This is a genomic window from Mycolicibacterium novocastrense, assembly GCF_001499835.1.
GTDB classification, from domain to species: domain Bacteria; phylum Actinomycetota; class Actinomycetes; order Mycobacteriales; family Mycobacteriaceae; genus Mycobacterium; species Mycobacterium novocastrense.
This window is the reverse complement of sequence record NZ_LQIH01000012.1, coordinates 253,840-275,009: the sequence shown is the minus strand read 5'-3', so window position 1 is coordinate 275,009 and position 21,170 is coordinate 253,840. Positions and strand designations below refer to the sequence as shown.

At 67.2% G+C, this 21,170-nt stretch carries 25 protein-coding genes; 19 read left to right on the top strand and 6 right to left on the bottom strand.

Features of this window, described 5'->3' with window-relative positions:
- The first annotated feature begins 2 nt into the window (after window positions 1-2).
- On the top strand, window positions 3-821 hold the full coding sequence (locus AU072_RS11565; RefSeq protein ID WP_064413905.1) for an MOSC domain-containing protein: 819 nt from the start codon (window positions 3-5) through the stop codon (window positions 819-821).
- Here the strand turns inward: AU072_RS11565 and AU072_RS11560 are convergent.
- Window positions 778-1,671 carry a LysR family transcriptional regulator ArgP gene (locus AU072_RS11560; protein WP_407937601.1) on the bottom strand — a complete coding sequence of 298 codons (894 nt, stop codon included), beginning with the start codon at window positions 1,669-1,671 and terminating at the stop codon, window positions 778-780. The genes AU072_RS11565 and AU072_RS11560 overlap by 44 nt on opposite strands.
- 61 nt (window positions 1,672-1,732) lie before the next feature.
- On the opposite strand from AU072_RS11560, the gene lysE reads away from it, so the two are divergent.
- The 11 genes from lysE to AU072_RS11505 all read left to right on the top strand — a co-directional run bounded on the left by lysE (window position 1,733) and on the right by AU072_RS11505 (window position 10,640).
- A complete protein-coding gene (gene lysE, locus AU072_RS11555) occupies window positions 1,733-2,332 on the top strand; it encodes an L-lysine exporter (protein WP_064413903.1) in 600 nt (199 codons plus the stop codon).
- Window positions 2,333-2,384: 52 nt separating this feature from the next.
- Window positions 2,385-3,188, top strand: coding sequence for an SDR family oxidoreductase (locus AU072_RS11550; protein WP_064414037.1), 804 nt, complete (start codon window positions 2,385-2,387; stop codon window positions 3,186-3,188).
- Entirely contained in the window at window positions 3,188-3,481 is a 294-nt protein-coding gene (locus tag AU072_RS11545) for an EF-Tu/IF-2/RF-3 family GTPase (protein WP_064413902.1), read from the top strand. Before AU072_RS11550 ends, AU072_RS11545 begins: the two co-directional genes overlap by 1 nt.
- Before the next feature lie 147 nt (window positions 3,482-3,628).
- The gene (locus tag AU072_RS11540; RefSeq protein ID WP_064413901.1) at window positions 3,629-4,738 is read left to right on the top strand and encodes a YeiH family protein; all 1,110 of its coding nucleotides are present in this window, start codon (window positions 3,629-3,631) and stop codon (window positions 4,736-4,738) included.
- 13 nt (window positions 4,739-4,751) lie between these two features.
- Complete coding sequence (locus tag AU072_RS11535) at window positions 4,752-5,669, top strand: ABC transporter substrate-binding protein (RefSeq protein ID WP_064413900.1); 918 nt, start codon at window positions 4,752-4,754, stop codon at window positions 5,667-5,669.
- Between the two features lie 12 nt (window positions 5,670-5,681).
- Window positions 5,682-6,383: a queuosine precursor transporter gene (locus tag AU072_RS11530; protein WP_064413899.1), complete on the top strand. Its 702-nt coding sequence runs from the start codon at window positions 5,682-5,684 to the stop codon at window positions 6,381-6,383.
- Between the two features lie 75 nt (window positions 6,384-6,458).
- Window positions 6,459-7,148, top strand: a complete 690-nt coding sequence (locus AU072_RS11525; protein ID WP_064413898.1) for a 5-oxoprolinase subunit B family protein — start codon at window positions 6,459-6,461, stop codon at window positions 7,146-7,148.
- Window positions 7,145-8,032, top strand: a complete 888-nt coding sequence (locus AU072_RS11520; protein WP_064414036.1) for a 5-oxoprolinase/urea amidolyase family protein — start codon at window positions 7,145-7,147, stop codon at window positions 8,030-8,032. The genes AU072_RS11525 and AU072_RS11520 overlap by 4 nt, the downstream gene beginning before the upstream one ends.
- 26 nt (window positions 8,033-8,058) lie before the next feature.
- Window positions 8,059-8,628, top strand: coding sequence for a GNAT family N-acetyltransferase (locus AU072_RS11515; protein WP_082680859.1), 570 nt, complete (start codon window positions 8,059-8,061; stop codon window positions 8,626-8,628).
- 186 nt (window positions 8,629-8,814) lie between these two features.
- Complete coding sequence (locus tag AU072_RS11510) at window positions 8,815-9,963, top strand: uroporphyrinogen-III synthase (RefSeq protein ID WP_064413897.1); 1,149 nt, start codon at window positions 8,815-8,817, stop codon at window positions 9,961-9,963.
- Window positions 9,960-10,640, top strand: coding sequence for a sirohydrochlorin chelatase (locus AU072_RS11505; RefSeq protein ID WP_064413896.1), 681 nt, complete (start codon window positions 9,960-9,962; stop codon window positions 10,638-10,640). The genes AU072_RS11510 and AU072_RS11505 overlap by 4 nt, the downstream gene beginning before the upstream one ends.
- Window positions 10,641-10,669: 29 nt before the next feature.
- On the opposite strand, the gene nirD is transcribed toward AU072_RS11505, so the two are convergent.
- On the bottom strand, window positions 10,670-11,017 hold the full coding sequence (gene nirD / locus AU072_RS11500; RefSeq protein ID WP_064413895.1) for a nitrite reductase small subunit NirD: 348 nt from the start codon (window positions 11,015-11,017) through the stop codon (window positions 10,670-10,672).
- Window positions 11,014-13,569: a nitrite reductase large subunit NirB gene (gene nirB, locus AU072_RS11495; protein WP_064414034.1), complete on the bottom strand. Its 2,556-nt coding sequence runs from the start codon at window positions 13,567-13,569 to the stop codon at window positions 11,014-11,016. The genes nirD and nirB overlap by 4 nt, the downstream gene beginning before the upstream one ends.
- 210 nt (window positions 13,570-13,779) lie before the next feature.
- Between nirB and AU072_RS11490 the strand changes: the two genes are divergently transcribed.
- On the top strand, window positions 13,780-14,214 hold the full coding sequence (locus tag AU072_RS11490) for an Hsp20/alpha crystallin family protein (RefSeq protein ID WP_064413894.1): 435 nt from the start codon (window positions 13,780-13,782) through the stop codon (window positions 14,212-14,214).
- 54 nt (window positions 14,215-14,268) lie between these two features.
- On the opposite strand, the gene AU072_RS11485 is transcribed toward AU072_RS11490, so the two are convergent.
- The gene (locus tag AU072_RS11485; RefSeq protein ID WP_064413893.1) at window positions 14,269-14,562 is read right to left on the bottom strand and encodes a hypothetical protein; all 294 of its coding nucleotides are present in this window, start codon (window positions 14,560-14,562) and stop codon (window positions 14,269-14,271) included.
- Between the two features lie 28 nt (window positions 14,563-14,590).
- A complete protein-coding gene (locus AU072_RS11480; protein WP_064413892.1) occupies window positions 14,591-15,349 on the bottom strand; it encodes an isocitrate lyase/PEP mutase family protein in 759 nt (252 codons plus the stop codon).
- A gap of 111 nt (window positions 15,350-15,460) precedes the next feature.
- Here AU072_RS11480 and AU072_RS11475 point away from each other — a divergent pair, with 111 nt between their 5' ends.
- The 5 genes from AU072_RS11475 (at window position 15,461) to AU072_RS28300 (ending at window position 19,776) form a co-directional block, all read left to right on the top strand.
- Window positions 15,461-15,754, top strand: coding sequence for an Rv0250c family protein (locus AU072_RS11475; protein ID WP_064349304.1), 294 nt, complete (start codon window positions 15,461-15,463; stop codon window positions 15,752-15,754).
- Between the two features lie 45 nt (window positions 15,755-15,799).
- Window positions 15,800-16,639 carry a succinate dehydrogenase subunit SdhC gene (locus tag AU072_RS11470; protein WP_064413891.1) on the top strand — a complete coding sequence of 280 codons (840 nt, stop codon included), beginning with the start codon at window positions 15,800-15,802 and terminating at the stop codon, window positions 16,637-16,639.
- Window positions 16,640-16,672: 33 nt separating this feature from the next.
- On the top strand, window positions 16,673-18,688 hold the full coding sequence (locus tag AU072_RS11465) for a fumarate reductase/succinate dehydrogenase flavoprotein subunit (RefSeq protein WP_235629888.1): 2,016 nt from the start codon (window positions 16,673-16,675) through the stop codon (window positions 18,686-18,688).
- Entirely contained in the window at window positions 18,685-19,437 is a 753-nt protein-coding gene (locus tag AU072_RS11460; RefSeq protein ID WP_064413890.1) for a succinate dehydrogenase/fumarate reductase iron-sulfur subunit, read from the top strand. The genes AU072_RS11465 and AU072_RS11460 overlap by 4 nt, the downstream gene beginning before the upstream one ends.
- Window positions 19,438-19,614: 177 nt before the next feature.
- Entirely contained in the window at window positions 19,615-19,776 is a 162-nt protein-coding gene (locus AU072_RS28300) for a hypothetical protein (RefSeq protein WP_090344556.1), read from the top strand.
- A 54-nt stretch (window positions 19,777-19,830) separates the two neighbouring features.
- On the opposite strand, the gene AU072_RS11455 is transcribed toward AU072_RS28300, so the two are convergent.
- The gene (locus AU072_RS11455) at window positions 19,831-20,319 is read right to left on the bottom strand and encodes a flavin reductase family protein (RefSeq protein ID WP_064413889.1); all 489 of its coding nucleotides are present in this window, start codon (window positions 20,317-20,319) and stop codon (window positions 19,831-19,833) included.
- Window positions 20,320-20,501: 182 nt separating this feature from the next.
- Here AU072_RS11455 and AU072_RS11450 point away from each other — a divergent pair, with 182 nt between their 5' ends.
- Window positions 20,502-21,170: a GAP family protein gene (locus tag AU072_RS11450; RefSeq protein WP_064413888.1), complete on the top strand. Its 669-nt coding sequence runs from the start codon at window positions 20,502-20,504 to the stop codon at window positions 21,168-21,170.

Below are 21,170 nucleotides of genomic sequence, written 5' to 3'. Positions count from 1 at the left end.
ACATGACCGGACGCGTGGCCGCGCTGCAGCGCTACCCGGTGAAATCGATGCTCGGGGAAGTACGCGACCGGGTTCGGATCGGGCCCCTGGGCGTCGACGGCGACCGCCGGTACGCCCTCATCGACGAGGAGACCGGGCGCGTCGCCACCGCGAAGCACCCGAGGCGGTGGAGCACACTGCTGCAGTGCGCGTCGACCACCAGCGAGGACGGTAGCGTCACCGTCACCTTGCCCGACGGGCGCAGCGTGCCGGTCACCGAGGCTGCCGCTCCGCTGTCCGAACTACTCGGGCGCACAGTGCATATCGCCGACGAGCGGGCTGCCGGCGTGGTTCTCGAGCGGTCCGACCCACTGGAGGTGCTCGAACACGGCATCGACGCCGAGTTCGATCCGGTGCTGCTCGAACTCGGGCAGGGCGCACCCGGCGGCGCGTTCGTCGACCACTCCCCGGTGCATCTGATCACCACGGCCACGCTCGACGCGATCGGTGTAGGCATATCCGAGGCACTGCGGTACCGGCCCAACGTCGTCGTCGACGTCGGGTCTGAGCCCTTCGTCGAGAACGAATGGGTGGGAGCCGAGATCGAACTCGGCGAGGTCACGCTGCGCGTCACCCTCCCCACCCCGCGCTGCGCCGTTCCGACGCTCAAACACGGTGCGACCGAGCGACTCCCGGATGCGGTGCGCTACCTGCTGGAACACAATCGCGTCGAGGTCCCTGGCGGAGGGAAGCTCCCCTGCGCGGGGGTCTACGCCGAAGTTGTCGCCGTCGGCACCGTCAGCGCCGGCGACGAGGTGCGAGTACGCCCGCTGCAGCGGTGACCGCCTCGGTGACACGACCGACGATCGGGCTGTCCAGCTTCCAGCACTGCCAGAACAGCGGGACATCGAGATGCGCCCTCGCGATCCGCACGAACGATCCGTCGTCCAACTGCGGCCGGGCCAGCGCCTCGGGGAACATACCCCACCCCAAACCGGCTTCGACCGCGGCGCCGAAGCCCTCCGCGGTCGGCACGAAATGCTGTGGTCGGGAGATGTCGCGGTGAAACACCTTGCGCACCAACATGTCCTGAAGGGCATCGTCACGATTCCACGCCAGCGACGGCGCCCGACCGACCGCCGCCGCGGTAAAGCCGTCGGGCAGATACCGGTCGCGGTACTCCGGGCTGGCCACGGGGACATAGCGCATGACCCCCAGCGGTTGCACCCGGCACCCCGGCACCGGTGCGCGTTCGGTTGTCACCGCACCCATTACGACACCCTCGCGCAGCAGACGTGACGAGTGGTCCTGGTCCTCGATGCGGATGTCGAACAGCACATCGTCCAGGGCGGCGAACACCTCGGTGAACCACGTGGCCATCGAATCTGCATTGACCGCGATGGCGATTCGCGGAGCGGCGCCACCTCCGCCGCCCATCTCCGCGAGCGCCTCGGCCTCCAACAACGCCGTCTGCGTCGCCAGACGTATCAGCGGGATACCGGCTGCGGTTGCGGTGCAGGGCTTTTCGCGCACAACCAGCACCTGTCCGATCCGCTGTTCGAGCGCCTTGATGCGCTGGCTGACCGCCGACGGCGTGACGTGCAGCCGCGCCGCCGCCGCGTCGAACGAACCGTGCTCGATCACCGCGGCGAACGCCGCCAACTGCGCAGCATCGACGGTCACATTAGCAATGCTAATTCATATGCAGAATATTTAGCTGTACTGATGCTCGCCACGCTCCTAACGTCGGGGCGTGACGTCTCCGCTGCTGGTGGGTTTCCTGGCCTCGTTCGCCCTGATCGCCGCGATCGGCGCGCAAAACGCGTTCGTGCTCCGCCAGGGGGTTCGGCGTGAGCACGTGCTGGCGGTCGCCGCGGTGTGCACCGTGTCCGACGTCGTGCTGATCGCCGCGGGCATCGCCGGATTCGGGCTGGTGATCGCCGCACACCCCGGTGCAGTGGAGGTGGCCAGATACGGCGGGGCGGCGTTCCTCGTCGGCTACGGGGTCCTCGCGGCGCGACGCGCCCTGCGGCCCTCTGCGCTGACCCCCTCCGAGGAGGGGTCGGCGCGCCTGCTCGAGGTACTCCTCACCTGCCTCGCGCTGACCTGGTTGAATCCGCACGTCTATCTCGACACCGTGGTGCTGCTCGGCGCGCTGGCCAACGAACACCGCGACGGACGCTGGCTGTTCGGTGTCGGCGCGGTCACCGCCAGTGCGGTCTGGTTCTTCAGCCTCGGTTTGGGGGCGCGCAAGCTCGCCCGGTGGTTCGCCACACCGACGACGTGGCGCGTCCTCGACGGGGTGATCGCGGCCGCGATGGTCGGACTCGGGCTGTCGTTGGCCTTCGCCTGACGCAATCGGGTGATGCCGACCCCACCCAAGCGGGTATGAAGAGGTGGTGACCATGCCTCCCAGCTCCCGCAAGGCCGTATTCATCACCGGCGCCGCCGCCGGCATCGGCCGCGCCACCGCGCTCACGTTCGCCCGCAATGGATTCGTCGTGGGCGGATACGACATCGACGAAGTCGGGCTCAAGTCGCTGGCCGACGACATCGACCGGTTGGGCGGCGTCGCACACACGGGTCACCTCGACGTCACCGACCCCGACGAGATGGCCACGCGGGTGGGCGAATTCGCCGCGGCCGCAGGCGATCGGCTCGACGTGATGATCAACAACGCCGGGATCCTGCGGGCCGGACGTTTCGAGGAGATGGACATCGCCGGCCACCACAAGGAGATCGACATCAACGCCAAGGGTGTCGTCAACGGTCTGTACGCCGCGTTTCCCTACCTGCGCAAGACCCCGAACTCGGTCGTCGTGAATCTGTCGTCCGCGTCGGCGATCTACGGTCAGGCCGAGCTGGCCAACTACAGCGCCACGAAGTTCTTCGTCCGCGGGATCACCGAGGCGCTCGACATCGAGTGGAACCGCTACGGCATCCGCGTCATCGCGATGTGGCCGCTGTACGTGCAGACCGCGATGACCCACGACGTCAAAACCGGCACGACGGAATCCCTCGGCATCCGGCTGACGGCGCAGGACATCGCCGATGCGATCGTGGAGGCCGTCGAACCGTCGCGGCTTCGGCGCACCATCCACCAGGTGCACTTCCCAGTCGGAACGCAGACCAAGGTGATGACATTGGCGTCGCGGTTCTCGCCGGGCTGGCTGACCCGTTACGCCAACAAGAAGTTGTCGCGCTCCTGATGTTTCGGATGACGGTCGAGGACGTCTTCACGATCCGCAACCGCGGCGTGGTCGCGACCGGCCGGGTCGAGGCGGGCACCCTGCGTGTCGGTGACACCGTGCACATCAACGGAGGGCCCGGCATCACCGTCGCCGCCATCGAGCAGTTTCGCAAGCAGCGCGACGAGGTCAGCGCCGGCGAGAACGTCGGCGTGCTGTTCAAGGACATCGAGCGGACGCAGATCAACCGCGGCGACGTGCTCACCGCGTCCGGCGAGGCGCCGCCGATCGAATCGACCACCATCATCTGCTGAGGTTCGATTCGCGCTGATCGCAACGGATGCCTGCGCGCGTCGCCCGACGTACGGTCCGCGCATGAATGAGGACTGGCTCGCCGTCATTGTCGGCCTTTCGCTGCTCGCGCTCGTCCTGGTGGGTGCGATCCCGGGAAGCGTGATCCCGTGACCGAGCAGACGACCGCAACGACGAGGCCGCAGACTTCGGGCGTCGGTTACGCCGTCGCCGGGGTCCTCGTGGTACTCGGACTGGGCGCCGTCACGCGTTACCTGGAAGCGCAGGTGCCGCAGTGGGCCGATGGCACCGCGTTCGAGAGAGTCGCGAAATCCATCGAATTCCCGGTGTACGCCATCGCTTTGGGACTACTGGGCAACTTCGTGCTGTCACGCCTGGCCCTGCGCGACGCGCTGGCGCGCGGCTTTCGCACCGAGTTCTTCATCAAGACCGGCCTGGTGCTGCTCGGCGCGTCGATCAACCTCAAGGTGCTCGTCACCGCGGCGGGCCCGGCGATCATCCAGGCGCTGCTGCTGATCTCGATCGTGTTCGGCTTCACCTGGTGGCTGGGCGGAGTGCTGCGCCTGGAGGACAAACTGCGCGCACTGCTCGCGTCGGCGGTGTCGATCTGCGGGGTGAGCGCAGCCATCGCTGCGGCCGGCGCCGTGCAGGCCAAGCGCGAGCAACTCGCCTATGCGGCGTCCCTGGTGATCGCGTTCGCTCTGCCCTCGATCTTCCTGTTGCCTTGGCTGGCAGACGTTTTCAACCTCTCCGACGCGGTGGCCGGTGCCTGGATCGGCGGCAACATCGACACCACCGCCGCCGTCGCCGCAGCCGGCGCCATCGCCGGCGAGGACGCGCTGCAGATCGCGACGATCGTCAAGACCACGCAGAACGCGCTGATCGGGGTGGTCGCGATCGCGCTGACCGCCTACTTCGCGCTGAAGGTCGAACGGCGATCGGCGGCAGAGGCCCGGCCGTCGCTCGGGCAATTCTGGGAACGCTTTCCGAAGTTCGTGCTCGGATTCATCGCCGCGTCGATCGTCGGCACCCTGTATCTGGCATGGGGCGGGGACAAATCGGCGATCAGCACCGTCAACGATCTGAGGACGTGGTTTCTGATCTTCGCGTTCGTCGCGATCGGCCTGGAGTTCTCGCTCAAGGGACTCAGGGAGGCCGGATGGCGCCCGATCGCGTTGTTCGCGTCGGCGACCGTGGTGAACATCGTCGTGGCCCTCGGACTGGCCGTCGTGTTGTTCGGGAACTTCCAAGTCCGTTAGCTACGCTCGCCGGGTGGCCAAGGGGCTGACTCGGCGAGGGTTCCTGACGGCGAGCGCGGGCGCGGCGCTCGCCACCGCGGGATTCGCGGCCGGATGCGGTTCGGACAAGCCGGGCACCGTGGCCAAGGACGGCTCGGTCACCGTCAAGCACGCCTTCGGCGAGACCAAGATCCCGGCACCGCCCACGCGGGTGGTCAGCGCCGGACTGACCGGGCAGGACGACCTTCTCGCGCTCGGCGTCGTACCGGTGGCAGTGACCGAATGGTTCGGCGGTGAACCGTTCGCAGTGTGGCCCTGGGCGCGACCGAAACTCGGCTCCGCGCAACCAGCCGTGCTCAGCCTCGCCGAGGGCGTCCAAGTGGACCAGATTGCCGCGCTCAACCCCGACCTCATCGTCGCCACCAACGCCGGACTCGACTCGGACACCTACTCGAGGCTGTCGGAGATCGCGCCGACCGTCGCGCAATCGGGCGCCGACGCGTTTTTCGAGCCGTGGAAACAACAGGCCACCACCATCGGGCAGGCGGTGTTCAAACACGATGAGATGCAAGCCCTGATCGTGACCGTCGGCGATCGGTTCATCGCGGTCGCCGAAAGCAATCCCGGTTTCGCGGGCAGGACGGCGGCGCTGCTGCACGGTCATCTGTCCGGCGGTGAACCCCGGGCGCTCGCACCCGCATGGCGCGCCGAGTTCCTCACCGCGATGGGCCTGAACGTCACCGACGGACTCGACGCCGACGTGCTGATCTGGGCCACCGAGTCCGACGAGGAACAGGCAGCGCTGCTGGCCGACCCGAAGATCGCCGAGCGGGGCCCGGCGAACATCTTCACCGGCAAGGAACTCGCCGGCGCGATCGCGTTCGCCTCACCGCTGTCCTATCCCCTGGTGGCCGATCAACTGCCGCCGCGCATCGCCCAAGCGCTGGCCTGAGAAGATTGCGCGGTGACCGCCGACACCGAGGCCAAACACCGCGGGTTCGCGACCACGGGATCGGCCTACTATCCGACGCTGGTCGCGGTCTTCACCGGCCTGGTGCTGATCTCCAATGTCGCGGCGACCAAGGGCGTCGCCTTCGGCCCGATCATCGGGGACTGGTCGCTGATCACCGACGGTGGATTCGTCGTCTTTCCGCTGACCTACGTGATCGGCGACGTGTTGTCGGAGGTGTACGGGTTCAGGGCCACCCGGCGCGCGATCTACATCGCGTTCGTGATGGAGGCGCTGGCGGCGTTCACGTTCTGGCTCACCGCCGTGTTGCCGCCCGCCGACTTCTACACCAACCAGGCGGCGTTCGAGGCCGTGATGAAACCGTTCACCTTGTTGGTGATCGCGGGGCTGGCCGGGTTCCTGGTCGGGCAGACGCTCAACGCGTGGGTCGTGGTGAAGATCAAGGCCCGGGTGGGCGAGAAGCACCTGTGGGCCCGGTTGATCGGGTCGACGGTCGTCGGCGAGTTCGCCGACACCCTGGTGTTCTGCAGCATCGCCGCGGCTGCCATCGGGATCAACACATGGCGCGACTTCGCCGTCTACGTGGCGCTGGGGTGGGTCTACAAGACCGGGGTGGAAGTGGTCGTGCTGCCCGTGACGTACCGGGTGATCGCCTTCATCAAGCGTCGCGAGCCGACGTATCGGCCCGCCGCTTGAGGCATCGCTAAAACTCCTCTGGCAAGGCTCATAGAGCAGGGGTATTGCAAGCTACTCGCGGGTAATTTCTCAGGTATGACCGTGACAGCCGAAATGGAACGTGGCATGCGAGGCGCCGGCGCCGTTCCGATCCGCGACTACGGGGACCGGGCGCTGTTGCTCGAGTTCGACAGCACCGCCGAGGTGTTGGCGTGGACCGATGCGATCCGACGGGCCGACCTGCCCGGTGTCCTCGACATCGTGCCGGCCGCGCGCACCGTGTTGGTCAAACTCGAGGGCCCCCGGTACCAGGCGCCGACGCGTCAGCGTCTCGGCGGCTTACGCATCGACGCCGATCCGGAGGCGGAGTTGACACCGCCGGCCGACGGCCGTGCCGACGTCACCATCGACGTCGTCCACGACGGGCCCGATCTCGACGAGGTGGCCCGGCTCACGGGGCTGAGCCGCGACGACGTCATCGCCGCACACACCGGCAGCCTGTGGCGGGTCGGGTTCGGCGGGTTCGCTCCCGGTTTCGCCTATCTCGTCGGCGGTGACCGCCGACTCGAGGTGCCGCGGCGCTCCGAGCCGAGGACCAAAGTGCCCGCCGGCGCCGTTGGGCTGGCGGGCGAGTTCAGCGGCGTCTACCCGCGTGAGTCCCCCGGCGGCTGGCAGTTGATCGGCCGCACCTCGAAAGATCAAGCGGTGCTGTGGGACATCAACAGGGACAACCCGGCGCTGCTGACGTCGGGCATGTGGGTGCAGTTCCGGGCGGTCCCGTCATGACGACGACGCTGGAGATTCTGCGCTCGGGCCCGTTGGCTCTGGTCGAGGACCTGGGTCGTCCCGGGTTGGCGCACATGGGGGTGGGCCGCTCCGGGGCCGCCGACCGCCGCTCGCACACACTGGCCAACCGCCTGGTGGCCAACCCCGGCGATCGGGCCACCATCGAGGTGACGTTCGGCGGGCTGGCGGCGCGGGTACGCGGTGGCGATATCGCGATCGCGGTCACCGGCGCCGACACCGATCCGTCGGTCGACGGAGTGTTGTTCGGCACCAACAGCATTCACTATGCCCGTGACGGCGAGGTGATCTCGCTCGGCGCCCCGCGCTCCGGTCTTCGGACATATCTGGCGGTGCGCGGCGGCATCGACGTCGAGCCGGTGCTGGGCTCGCGGTCGTATGACGTGATGTCGGCGATCGGCCCGCAACCGCTGCGGGCGGGTGATGTGCTGCCCGTCGGCGAACACACCGAGGACTTCCCCGAACTCGACCAGGCTCCGGTCGCGGCCATCGAGGACGACGTGCTCGAGTTGACCGTGGTGCCCGGCCCGCGCGACGACTGGTTCGTCGACCCGGATGTGTTGATCCGCACGAACTGGCAGGCGACCAACAAGAGCGACCGTGTCGGCATGCGGTTGGTCGGCAGGCCGCTCGAGTACCGCTGGCCGGACCGGCAACTGTCGAGCGAGGGCGCCACACGAGGCGCAATTCAGGTGCCGCCGAACGGTTTTCCCGTCATTCTCGGACCGGATCACCCGGTCACGGGCGGGTACCCGGTGATCGGTGTGGTCGCCGACGAGGACATTGACAAGGTCGCTCAGGTGCGTCCCGGGCAAACCGTGCGGATGCATTGGTCGCAGCCGCGCCGACCGTTCGGGGACCGTTAGTCACACGACGCTGGTAGAAAAGCAGTGTGCATGTTCAGGATCCACTGACTTCCGTCGTGCGCATCCACAGCGCACGGCTGATCCATACCTCCGACCTCGACCCGGAGACCCGCGCGGACGCCAAGCGCATGGTCATCGGCGCCTTTGAAGGCGAGTTCACCGAAGTCGACTGGGAGCACTCGCTCGGCGGCATGCACGCGATGATCTTCGACCACGGCGCGCTGATCGCGCACGCGGCGGTGGTGCAACGCCGGCTGCTGTACCGCAACACCGCGCTGCGGTGTGGATACGTCGAAGCGGTCGCGGTGCGCGAGGACTGGCGCGGGCAGGGCCTGGCCCGCGCGGTGATGGACGCCGCCGAGCAGGTGATCCGCGGGGCGTATCAGCTCGGAGCCCTCAGCGCGAGCGACGCCGGCAGGCCGATCTACACGGCCCGCGGTTGGCTGCCGTGGCAGGGGCCCACGTCGGTGTTGGCGCCGGCCGGGTTGACCCGCACTCCCGACGACGACAACGCGCTGTTCGTGCTGCCCGTCAGTGTCGAGCTCGACACCACCGCCGAGATCACGTGCGACTGGCGCGACGGCGACGTCTGGTGAGACTCACACCCGTGCCGCGTGTCAGGTGAGGGGAAGTTCACGGCGGGGTCATCGCCCGGCATGTTGATGCAATAACGCCTCGTTAACGTCCGATTTCATGGAGGGCTGCAGGCTGCGGGCGGTGCCGACACGCTTCGGAAATGACCAAGTAATCGCTTGGAAACATGCGCTGCCTACACAGGTTCCATGACTGAGCCGGACTGGGCGCCGCTGACCGGATTCCGGGTGGCCGTGACGTCCGCTCGGCGCGCCGACGAGCTGAGCGCGCTGCTACGCCGCCGCGGGGCGACGGTGACCAGCGCGGCCGCGATCGAGATGGTGCCGTTGCCCGACGACGACGAACTGCGCACCCACACCGAAAGCCTGATCGCTGTACCGCCCGACATCGTGATCGCCACCACGGGCATCGGGTTCCGCGGCTGGATCGCCGCGGCCGACGGCTGGGGGCTGGCGAACGACCTGACCGCGGCGCTCGCGAAGGCGCGCGTCGTGTCGCGCGGACCCAAGGCGACCGGTGCGCTGCGCGCCGCCGGGCTACCCGAGGAGTGGTCCCCGGACTCGGAGTCGTCACGCGAACTGCTGCACTACCTCGTCGAGGGCGGTATCACCGGGCAACGGGTCGCGGTGCAGTTGCACGGAGCCACCGAGGACTGGGACCCGTTTCCCGAGTTCCTCGACGAGTTGCGTGCGGCCGGTGCCGAGGTCGTTCCGATCCGGGTCTACCGGTGGCACCCGGCCCCGCACAACGGCGACTTCGACCAACTGGTGGCCGGCATCGCCGACGAGAAGTTCGACGCGGTCAGCTTCACCTCTGCGCCCGCTGTCGCGTCGGTGCTCCTGCGGGCCAAAGAGATGGACCTGGAGAACCGGGTGATCGCCGCCTTCCGCGGTGACGTGCACGCCATGTGCGTCGGCCCCGTCACCGCCCGGCCCCTGGTCCGACTGGGCGTGCCGACATCGGCGCCGGAGCGAATGCGGTTGGGCGCGTTGGTCCGTCACATCACCGATGAACTTCCGCTGTTGTGTTCGCGCACCGTTCGGGTGGCCGGGCACCTGCTCGAGATACGCGGCACCTGTGTCCTGGTCGACGGCGCCGTCAAGCCGGTGTCGCCGGCAGGCATGGCGACGATTCGCGCGCTGGCCCACCGCCCGGGAGCGGTGGTGTCGCGCGCCGACCTGCTGCGGGCTCTGCCCGGCACCGGTACAGACACCCACGCCGTTGAAACAGCCGTGTTGCGACTGCGAACGGCGTTGGGCGACAAGAACATCGTGTCGACCGTGGTCAAGCGGGGTTACCGCCTGGCGGTCGAGGACGGTTTGGCGTACGCACCATGAGCTATCTACTGGTGGCGCACGGCACCCGCAAACGAAGCGGTGTCGCGCTGATCGGAAACCTCTCCGACCGGGTGTCCACGGCGCTCGGCGCCGCAGTCCACGTCGCGTTCGTCGACGTTCTCGGCCCGACACCGAGTGAAGTGCTGCAGACGCTGACCGATCGGACGATCCTGGTGCCGGCGTTCCTGGCGCGCGGCTACCACGTCAACGTCGACATCCCCGCGCACGTCGCGGCCAGCGGACACCCCGGCGTGACCGTGGCCGAGGCGCTCGGACCCAGCCCGGCGCTGACGCGTGTACTCATGGACCGCTTGATCGAATGCGGTTGGCGGCCCGGTGATTCGGTGGTGCTGGCGGCGGCGGGTACATCGGATGCCGGTGCGTTGTCGGACTTGCGGCAGATGTCCGCGTTGTTGTCGGCGGTGCTCGGCGATCGGGTCGAGCTCGCGTATGCCGCCACCGGCGAACCACGCGTCGCCGACGCAGTGGCGCGGCTACGCCGTGCGGGTGCGCGCAGGGTGGTGGTGGCCTCGTACCTGTTGGCCGAGGGACTGTTTCAGGACAGACTGCGCGACAGCGGGGCGGATGCGGTCGCCGATCCGCTCGGCACCCATCCGGCGATGGTGCGGTTGATCGCCAACCGGTTCCGCCGGGCCCGCGTTCCGCTGGCGGCCTGAGGGGTTTGCCCGCGAATGAGGAGGAGGCGTCAGCCGCGGACTTCGACCTGCCCGTCGGCGGTGAGGCGCGTCGGGTAGACCGGCAGCGAGACCTCGGGATCGTCGAGACACACACCGTCGTCGAGCGCGAAGGCCTGCTTCTTGATCGGCGACTGCACGGTCGGGCGGCCGCCCCGATCGCCGACGATGCCGCGCGACATCACCGCGGCCCCGGAGAACGGGTCGATGTTGCTTATCGCGTGCAGCGATCCGTCATCCAGACGGAACAGCGCCGCCTGACTGCCGTCGGCCAGTAACACGCCGACACCGCGGTTCGGAATCAGGAAGTCGTAATGGCAGGCCGTGGTCCAAACCTGAACCTCGTTGAGAATTGTCATTGTTGCGGCACCTTCGGCATTCCGATGGGAACGGGAACCTTGCGGCCGGACCGCTCGGTGAACTCGACAGTGGGATCGGCGACGTCGGGGGCGTTGACGAACGACACGAAGCGCGACAGTTTGTCCGGATCCTCGAGCACGCCCTTCCATTCGCATGCGTACCCCTCGACGTGGCGGGCCATCGCGGCTTCGAATTCGGCGGCCAGCCCCAGGGTGTCGTTGCAGACGACGTCGCGGAGATGGTCCAGGCCACCGTCCATGGCCTCCAGCCACGGCGCGGTGCGCTGTAACCGGTCGGCGGTGCGGATGTAGAACATCAGGAACCGGTCGATGTAGCGGATCAGCGTCTCGTCGTCGAGATCGCCGGCCAGCAGTTGCGCGTGCCGGGGCGACATCCCGCCGTTGCCGCAGACGTAGAGATTCCAGCCCTGTTCGGTCGCGATGACGCCGACGTCCTTGCTCTGGGCCTCCGCACATTCGCGCGCACAGCCCGATACCGCCATCTTGATCTTGTGTGGGGCGCGCAGACCGCGATAGCGCTTCTCGATCTCGACGGCCATGTCGACGGAGTCCTGTTGCCCGTAGCGGCACCATGTGCTGCCGACACAGCTCTTGACGGTGCGCAAGGACTTACCGTAGGCGTGCCCGGATTCCATGCCGCCGTCGACGAGGCGGCGCCAGATCTGCGGAAGCTGGTCGACGCGGGCGCCGAACATGTCGATACGCTGACCGCCGGTGATCTTGGTGTACAGGCCGAAGTCCCTTGCGATCTCGCCGATCAGGATCAGCTGCTCGGGTGTGATCTCACCGCCCGGTGACCGCGGGACGACCGAATAGCTGCCGTTCTTCTGGATGTTGGCCAGGAAGTGGTCGTTGGAGTCCTGCAGTGAGGCCTGCTCCCCGTCGAGGATGTGGTCGCTGCTCGTCGAGGCGAGGATCGAGGCCACCACCGGTTTGCAGATGTCGCAACCCTTTCCGGTGCCGAAGCGTTCGATCAAACCGGAGAAGGTGCGGATCTCGGTGGCGCTGATGATCTCGAACAACTCGGCGCGTGACTGGGAGAAGTGCTCACACAGCGCCTTGGACTGTTCGACACCCTCGGCCTCCAGCAGCTGCTTGAGCAGCGGCACACACGAACCGCACGACGTACCAGCGAGTGTGCATTTCTTCAGGCCGGGCACATCGGTGCAACCACCGCCGATCGCTTCCTTCAGATCACCCTTGGTGACGTTGTTGCACGAGCAGATCTGCGCGATGTCGGGGAGCGCCCCGACTCCCAATCCCGCCGCCCCGCCCTCGGAAGCGGGCGCGATCAGCGACAGTGGGTCACCGGGCAGTTCGCTGGCGACCATCGGACGCAGCACCCCGTAGGCCGACGCGTCGCCGACCAGGATTCCGCCCAACAGCGTCCTGGCGTCATCGGAGAGCACCAGCTTCGCGTAGGTCTGCTTGACCGGGTCGTTGACCACGACGTTCAGGCAGTTGGGCGTGCGGCCCTGGGCGTCGCCGAAGCTGGCCACGTCGACGCCGAGCAGCTTGAGCTTGGTCGACATGTCGGCTTCCGGGAACTCGGCGGCACCACCCAGCAGACGATCGGCCACCACCTCCGCGCTGGTGTAGCCGGGGCCGACCAGCCCGTAGCAGCGGCCCTCGATCGCGGCGACCTCACCGATGGCGTAGATGTCGGGATCGCTTGTGACGCAAGACAGATCGGTCAGCACACCGCCGCGTTGAGCGATGTCGAGGCCGGCCTCGCGGGCGAGTTCATCGCGCGGGCGCACGCCGGCGGCGAACACGATCAGGCCGGTGTCGATATGGCTACCGTCGTTCAGGGACAACCGCACTGAGTCGTCTTGATCGGATTTGCGCAGCGGCCGGTTGCGCTGTGCCGGTGCGATGCTCTCGGTGCCGACACCGGTGTGCACCTCGATGCCCAGGCCCTTGACCATCCGGCTCAGCAGCGCGCCGCCCGCCTCGTCGAGTTGCGCGGCCATCAGGTGCGGCGCCATTTCGACGACGTGGGTCTTCAACCCGAACGCCCGCAGCGCATTCGCCGCCTCCAGCCCGAGCAGACCGCCGCCGATCACGACGCCGACCGGCGTCTTGGAGCCCAGCGCCGTGTCGGCGCCGGCCCGGATCGCGTCGAGGTCGTCGAGGGTGCGGTAGACGTGACAGGCCGGTAGGTCGCGGCCCGGTACCGGCGGAACAAACGCATAGGATCCGGTCGCCAGCACCAGGGCGTCGTAGGGCACCTGCGCTCCGTCGGCGGTCGTCACCACCTTCGCCGTTCGATCGATCGCCGTCACCCGCGTGCCCAGTCGCAACTCGACCAGGTCGTCACCGGGATAGCCGTTACCCGCGAGCGCCAGTCGGCCGCGGTCCCAGTGTTCGGTGTATCCGGTGAGCCCGACCCTGTCGTATGCGGCGTCGGCCTCCTCGGCGAGGATCGTCACCCGCCATTGGCCGTCCCCGTCGCGGGAGCGCAGCGCCTCGACGAATCGGTGACCGACCATGCCGTGGCCGACCACCACCACGTTTCTCGTTGACTGCATGCCGCCGACGCTAAGCAGCCGATATTGCCGCAATGTCGCCTCGTGTGAAGCCGCGATCACGGTGTGCTCACATTCTCCGGCGTCCGATGTGAGACCGGTGCGATGGGTTCGCTGCCAGCGAACGCCCACTTGGAACATGAGCGTAGGTGACTCAAGTTCTATGGGATGAGTGACCGGCACGGTGCCGGTCCCGCAGCGAGGAGGACAGACATGAGCACGTTGGCATTACGGACTCGTCCCGCCTGGGATCTGGACCGGTGGGTACGCGACTTCTTCGGCCCCGCGACGGCCGAGGGCTGGGCCACGGGGGCGTTCACCCCCGCCGCGGAGATCGTCAGGGACGGCGACGACGCGCTCGTCCGCGTCGAGCTTCCCGGCCTCGACGTCGAGAAGGACGTGAACGTCGAGGTCGACCGCGGCTACCTCGTCATCCACGGCGAACGGCGCGACGAGCGATCCGAAGACAGAGACGGCCGCACGCTGCGCGAAGTGCGTTACGGGTCGTTCCGCCGATCGTTCAAGCTTCCCGAGCACGTCACCGGCCAGGACATCAAGGCCGAATACGACGCCGGTGTGCTGACGGTGCGGATCACCGACGCCCACAAGGGCCGCGAGACGCAGCGGATCGCGATCGAAAGCAAGTAAGCACTCCGACACCGCGGCCGGTGGAACCCGAGAGGTTCCACCGGCTTCGTCGTCTCAGCGTTCGGTCGTCGTGACGGCTGGAGAAGTGTCCGTCGGCGGCGGCTCCGGGGCCCGGACTTCCGTCGTCTCCACACTCGGCATGGTGTAGCTGGGTGTGGTCGTCGTTGTGGTGGTGTACGTCAGCGGAATCGACGTGGCGGCCGGCGGCGGCACGGAGGCAGGCACCCTCGCGGCGTCCGAGGTACGAATCACCGCGTAGATCAGAATCGCCACCAGCACGGCCGCGACCACGCCGGCGGCCAGCACCAGCGACTGGTCGTCCTGCCAGTTCAGATCGTCGTCGGGCATGTTCTCCGGTCCTTAGTTCAGCGCCGTGCTAAACCCAGCGCTGCAACATCTCCTTGGCCGGCGCCGACAGCGCGCGCTGCAGGAACGGCCCGAAGCTGACTCTCGCCACGCCGAGCGGCCCGAACGACGCGGGGTCGTCCTGGTCGGGCAGCCCGATCGCGTTCACCGGCAGAGGTAATTCGGATGTCAAGCGCCGCAACGTATCCGGATCGTGACGGCCAACGGGGTAGAGCACGTCGGCTCCGGCGGCCGCGGCTTCGGCCAACCGGGCGATCGCACGGTCGACGCGGTCGGACTCGTCGCCGTCCTGGCGCAGGAACAGATCCGTGCGGGCGTTGATCACCACGTGCACGCCGGTCGCATCGGCCGCCTCACGCAGCGCGCCGACAAGCTGCGCATGCTCGGTCGCCGAGCGCAACCGGCCGCCCTCGCTGTGCACGGTGTCTTCGATGTTGAACCCGACGCCGCCGGCCTCCAACAGCCCCTCGATGAGCCGCGCGGGCGTCTGGGCGTAGCCGGACTCGAGGTCGACTGAGACCGGGACGTCGACCGCCGCGGTGATCTGCTTGACGCGGGCGATCACGTCATCGAACGACATGCCCTCCTGGTCGGGTTTGCCGACGGAATCGGCCAGCGGGTGGCTGCCGACGGTGAGCGCAGCAAATCCCGCGTCGACCGCGAGCCGTGCCGACCAGGCGTCCCAGACGGTCGGCAGGATCACCGGGTTTCCCGGTACGTGCAAGGCCAGCAGGGCGTCTGCCCGTTCTTTGAGGACCTGGTCGGGCATCGGGCCGTCTCCTTCGATTTGACGTGATCTGTCTCACGGTGCACTGCATGATGTAGCTAGCATCGGGTGTCGTACTGTGATGCCTGACACCCTTCAGCCCAAGGAGGTCAATTGTCCAGCACTACCGAACTTGCCGAGCTGCACGAGCTAATCGGAAGCCTGCGGCGGTGCGTGACATCGTTGGCGTCGAGATACGGGGACACCCCGGCGACGCGTCGCATCGTCAACGACGCCGAACGCATCCTCAACGACATCGACCGTCTCGACATTGACGCCGAAGAGCTGGAGCTGGCCCGAGGCGTGGTGCACCACCACGCCGGAGACCGCATCCCGATCCCGGACACTCAGTACGACACCGATTTCTGGCGCGGCGTCGACGACGAAGGGCTCGGCGGCGTCCGCTGACGCGGACCGCCGAGCACCGGGACAACTCAACACCGAAAGGCAACAGTGAGCGCACCCACCGCCGACCGCAAGGCGACCGGCGTCTTTTCGCCGAGCCGTGCCGAGATCCCGCAACGCACCCTGCGCACCGACCGGTGGTGGCAGTCACCGCTGATCGTGAACCTGGGCTTCGCGGCCTTCCTGATCTATGCCACGGTGCGGGCGTTCATGCAGAAGTGGTACTACGTCGCCGACTACCACTATCTGACGCCGTTCTACTCGCCGTGTCTGGCGAAGTGGAACGCCGCCGAGCAGTCCGGGTGTATCCCGGAGTCCAGCCACTTCGGCCAGTTCCTGCCCGACGTGTGGTGGCTGCCGTATGCGGCGGTGTCGCTGCCGTTCCTGTTGCTGTTCCGGTTGACCTGCTACTACTACCGCGGCGCCTACTACCGCTCGGTGTGGCAGTCGCCGACGGCTTGTGCGGTGCCCGAGCCCCGGGCGCACTACACGGGTGAGACGCGGCTGCCGCTGGTCATCCAGAACACGCACCGCTACTTCTTCTATATCGCCGTGGTCATCTCGCTCATCAACACCTACGACGCGATCGCGGCGTTCCGTTCGCCCGACGGTTTCGGATTGGGGTTGGGCAACGTCATCCTCGTCACGAACGTGGTGCTGCTGTGGACCTACACGCTGTCGTGCCACTCCTGCCGTCACGTCGTCGGCGGCCGCCTCAAGCACTTCTCCAAACACCCTGTCCGGTACTGGATGTGGAGCCAGGTCAGCAGGATGAACACCAGGCACAAGACCTACGCCTGGATCACGCTCGGCACGCTGATGCTGACCGACTTCTACATCATGCTGGTGGCCAGCGGGGCCATCTCTGACCTGAGATTTATTGGCTGACAGCCTTTTCCAAACGGTAGTGAGGTTTATTTGATGGCGGAATCTGATGCTCTTCGCGCAAGCGGCTCATCGGAGTCTGATGCTCTTCGCGCAAGCGGCTCATCGGAGTCTGATGCTCTTCGCGCAAGCGGCTCATCGGAGATCGAACGGCACTCCTACGACGTCGTCGTCATCGGCGCCGGCGGCGCGGGTTTACGCGCGGTCATCGAGGCACGCGAACGCGGCCTGAAGGTCGCGGTGATTACGAAGTCGTTGTTCGGCAAGGCCCATACGGTGATGGCCGAGGGCGGCTGCGCCGCGGCGATGGGCAACGCGAACCCGAAGGACAACTGGCAGGTCCACTTCAAGGACACCATGCGCGGCGGGAAGTTCCTCAACAACTGGCGCATGGCCGAGTTGCACGCCAAGGAAGCTCCGGACCGGGTGTGGGAGCTGGAGACCTACGGCGCGCTGTTCGACCGCACCAAGGACGGACGGATCAGCCAACGCAACTTCGGCGGGCACACCTATCCGCGGCTGGCGCACGTCGGTGACCGCACCGGCCTGGAGATCATCCGGACCCTGCAGCAGAAGATCGTCTCCCTGCAGCAGGAGGACAAAGAGGAGTTCGGCGACTACGAGGCCCGCATCCGGGTCTTTCACGAGTGCACGGTCACCGACCTGATCAAGGACGGCGACCGGATTGCCGGTGCCTTCGGCTACTACCGCGAAGGCGGCAACTTCGTCCTGTTCGAAACACCGGCGGTTGTGCTGGCGACCGGCGGCATCGGCAAGTCCTACAAGGTGACGTCGAACTCTTGGGAGTACACCGGCGACGGGCATGCGCTGGCCCTGCGCGCGGGCGCGACGCTGATCAACATGGAGTTCGTCCAGTTCCACCCGACCGGCATGGTCTGGCCGCCCAGCGTCAAGGGCATCCTCGTCACCGAGGGTGTGCGCGGTGACGGCGGAGTGCTGAAGAATTCCGACGGCAAGCGCTTCATGTTCGACTACATCCCTGCGGTGTTCAAAGGCCAGTACGCCGAGAGCATCGAGGAAGCCGACCAGTGGCTCAAGGACAACGACTCCGCGCGTCGCACCCCTGACCTGCTGCCCCGCGACGAGGTGGCCCGTGCCATCAACTCCGAGGTGAAGGCCGAGCGCGGCACCCCGCACGGCGGCGTCTACCTCGACATCGCCTCGCGGCTGCCGGCCGAGGAGATCAAGCGGCGGCTGCCGTCGATGTACCACCAGTTCATGGAGCTGGCCGAGGTCGACATCACCAAGGAGCCCATGGAGGTCGGGCCGACGTGCCACTACGTGATGGGCGGCATCGAGGTCGACCCCGACACCGGTGCGGCCAAGACGCCGGGGCTGTTCGCCGCCGGTGAGTGCTCCGGTGGCATGCACGGCAGCAACCGGCTGGGCGGCAACTCGCTGTCGGATCTGCTGGTGTTCGGCAGGCGCGCCGGTATGGGCGCGGCCGACTACGTGCGCGCGCTCGGTGAACGTCCGAAGGTGTCCGACACCGCGGTCGAGGAATCGACCAAGTTGGCGCTGCATCCGTTCGAGGGCCCGTCCAACGGCGATGCCGCCGAGAACCCGTACACCCTGCAGCTGGATCTGCAGGACACGATGAACAGCCTGGTCGGCATCATCCGCAAATCAGACGAGATCACCGAGGCCATCGACAAGCTCAAGGAGCTTCGCGAGCGGTACAAGCGGGTCCGGGTGGAGGGTGGCCGGCATTTCAACCCGGGCTGGCATTTGGCCATCGACCTGCGCAACATGATCCTGGTCAGCGAGTGCATCGCCAAGGCCGCGCTGGAGCGCACCGAAAGCCGCGGCGGGCACACCCGCGACGACTATCCGTCGATGGAATCCAAGTGGCGCAAGACGCTGCTCGTGTGCCGGGCAGAGGGTGAAACCGTGGTGCCCGACATCGACATCACCCGTCAGGACCAGGTGCCGATGCGCGACGACCTGCTGGAGCTGATCGACATCGAAGAGTTGGAGAAGTACTTCACCCCCGAAGAACTCGCAAACCACACGTCTAGGAGAGACGCATGAGCTACCAGGCAAAGATGCGAGTGTGGCGTGGCGACGACAACGACGGCGCGCTGCAGGACTATTCGGTTGAGGTCAACGAGGGTGAGGTGGTGCTCGACATCATCCACCGGCTGCAGCAGACCCAGACCGGCGATCTGGCCGTGCGCTGGAACTGCAAGGCAGGCAAGTGCGGTTCGTGCTCGGCGGAGATCAACGGCAGGCCCCGGCTGCTGTGCATGACGCGGATGTCGACCTTCGCCGAGAACGAGGTCATCACGGTGACTCCGCTGCGCACCTTCCCGGTGATCCGCGACCTGGTGACCGACGTGTCGTTCAACTATCAGAAGGCCAGGGAGATCCCGGCGTTCACGCCGCCGAAGGACCTGCAGCCCGGCGAGTACCGGATGGCGCAGGAGGACGTCAACCGGTCACAGGAGTTCCGCAAGTGCATCGAGTGCTTCCTGTGCCAGAACGTCTGCCACGTGATCCGCGATCACGAGGAGAACAAAGAGGTGTTCGCCGGTCCGCGGTACCTGATGCGTCAGGCCGAGCTGGACATGCATCCCCTCGACGTGCACGAGCGTCGCGCCGAAGACGCGCAGGAAGTGCACGGCCTGGGCTACTGCAACATCACCAAGTGCTGCACCGAGGTCTGCCCCGAACACATCAAGATCACCGACAATGCGCTGATCCCGATGAAGGAGCGGGCCGCCGACCGCAAGTACGACCCGGTGGTGTGGCTCGGCGACAAGCTCTTCCGGCGACGGTAGGAGCCGGAGAAGACGGCTTGAGCCGGCGACGCTAGGAGCCGGAACCTCACTAACGGGTTGATCGCATGCACCAGGTGCGTGCGATCAACCCGTTAAGGCTTTCCGCCGACGCACACAAATCCACGGATACGTGGGTACCCTGCGGGTAGCGGCCAATCAACGACGAAAGGTTGCATCGTGGCACTTCGACACCCGCATAGCATCAACGACATTCGCACCGCGATCCGCGAGCTCAGCACCCGCGCGGTTCTCGCCCGCAAGGAAGGCCGAGTCGCCGACGCCGACGAGCTGGAGCGACGGGTGGCCGGCTACCGCGAGGAGCTCAGCGCGCGGCCCTGACCGTGGCCATTTGAGTGCGCTTCCGCTCGCCGGGCGACCGGTTGCGCACCGGGATCACCCGCTGTTGAGGCGGCGGAACGTGCTGCGGTGAAACACGATCGGTGCGACGTCGGCGTGCACGGTGATATCGCAGACCCGAAGGATCACGATCGTGTGATCGCCCGCGGGGACCAGTTGCTCGATCACGCTTTCCAGCCATACCGCGGTGCCGTCGATGAAGACCGCGCCGGATTCCCGCGACACGGTGTGCAGGCCGGCGAACCGATCACCCGTCTTGGCGGCCAGCGTTCGCGCGGCTTCGTCGTGGGCCTCGCCGAGCACGCTGATTCCCAGTGACGGGAGATCCTTGAGCCTGGGCCAGGTCTCCGAGGTGTTCTGGACGCAGAACGACACCAGCGGCGGGTCGAGCGAGACCGGGACGAACGTGCTCGCCGCCAGTCCGATACGGGTGCCTTCCGCCTCCGCGGCGATCGCGATGACACCGGACGGGAAATGCCCGAACGCTTCGCGCAGTGTCGCCGGGCTGAGATCAGTTGCGCTCATATCCCATCCATCTTCACACGCGTCCGCAGTCGGTGGCCACGTCCGGGTCACCCACCGGAACGCCATCAGCTGTGGATGCGGCGCCGGTGAGGGTCGGGATCGTGGTGAGCACAACAGGTAACGTGACGCGCATGCTCGAGCCATCCGCAGTTGACCGGTAGGCCCGGGGACCGACGAAACCCATGTGGGTACCGCTCCTGTTGATGGCCGTTGCCGTCAGTCTGGAGCCGTTTCGGGTCGGGATGACGGTGCTGATGCTCAACCGCCCGCACCCGACGCGCCAACTGCTGGCCTTCCTCGGCGGTGGTTTCGCGATGGGCACGGCCGTGGGCGTCGTCGTGTTGTTCATGCTGCGCCCGGCCCTGGGGTCGGCGCGCTTCACCCTGCCCATGGTGCAGATCGTGGTCGGCGCACTTCTGCTGCTGAACGCGGCGCTGGTGGTCACGGGCGTATGGGCACGCGGGCGCGACGCGGCGGCCCTTGCCGAGGCCAGGGTCGGACCGCTCGCCGGCCGCGCCCGACGAGTGCTCGAGGGCCGGTCGCTGTGGACGGCAGGAGTCGCTGGACTCGGCATCGCGCTGCCGTCCGTCGACTACCTCGCCGCGTTGGCGCTGATCGTCGCCTCCGGCGCCGCCACCGCGATCCAGCTGGGCGCCCTGCTGTTGTTCAACGTGGTGGCCTTCGCTCTCGTGGAGATCCCGCTGCTGTGCTATCTGGTGGCGCCGGACCGCACCCGTACCGCATTGACGACGCTGTACGACTGGCTGCGGGCACAAGGCCGTCGCGGAGTCGGCGCACTGCTCGCCGTGATCGGCTGCGTGCTGCTCGCGGTCGGGTTCGCCGGCCTGTAG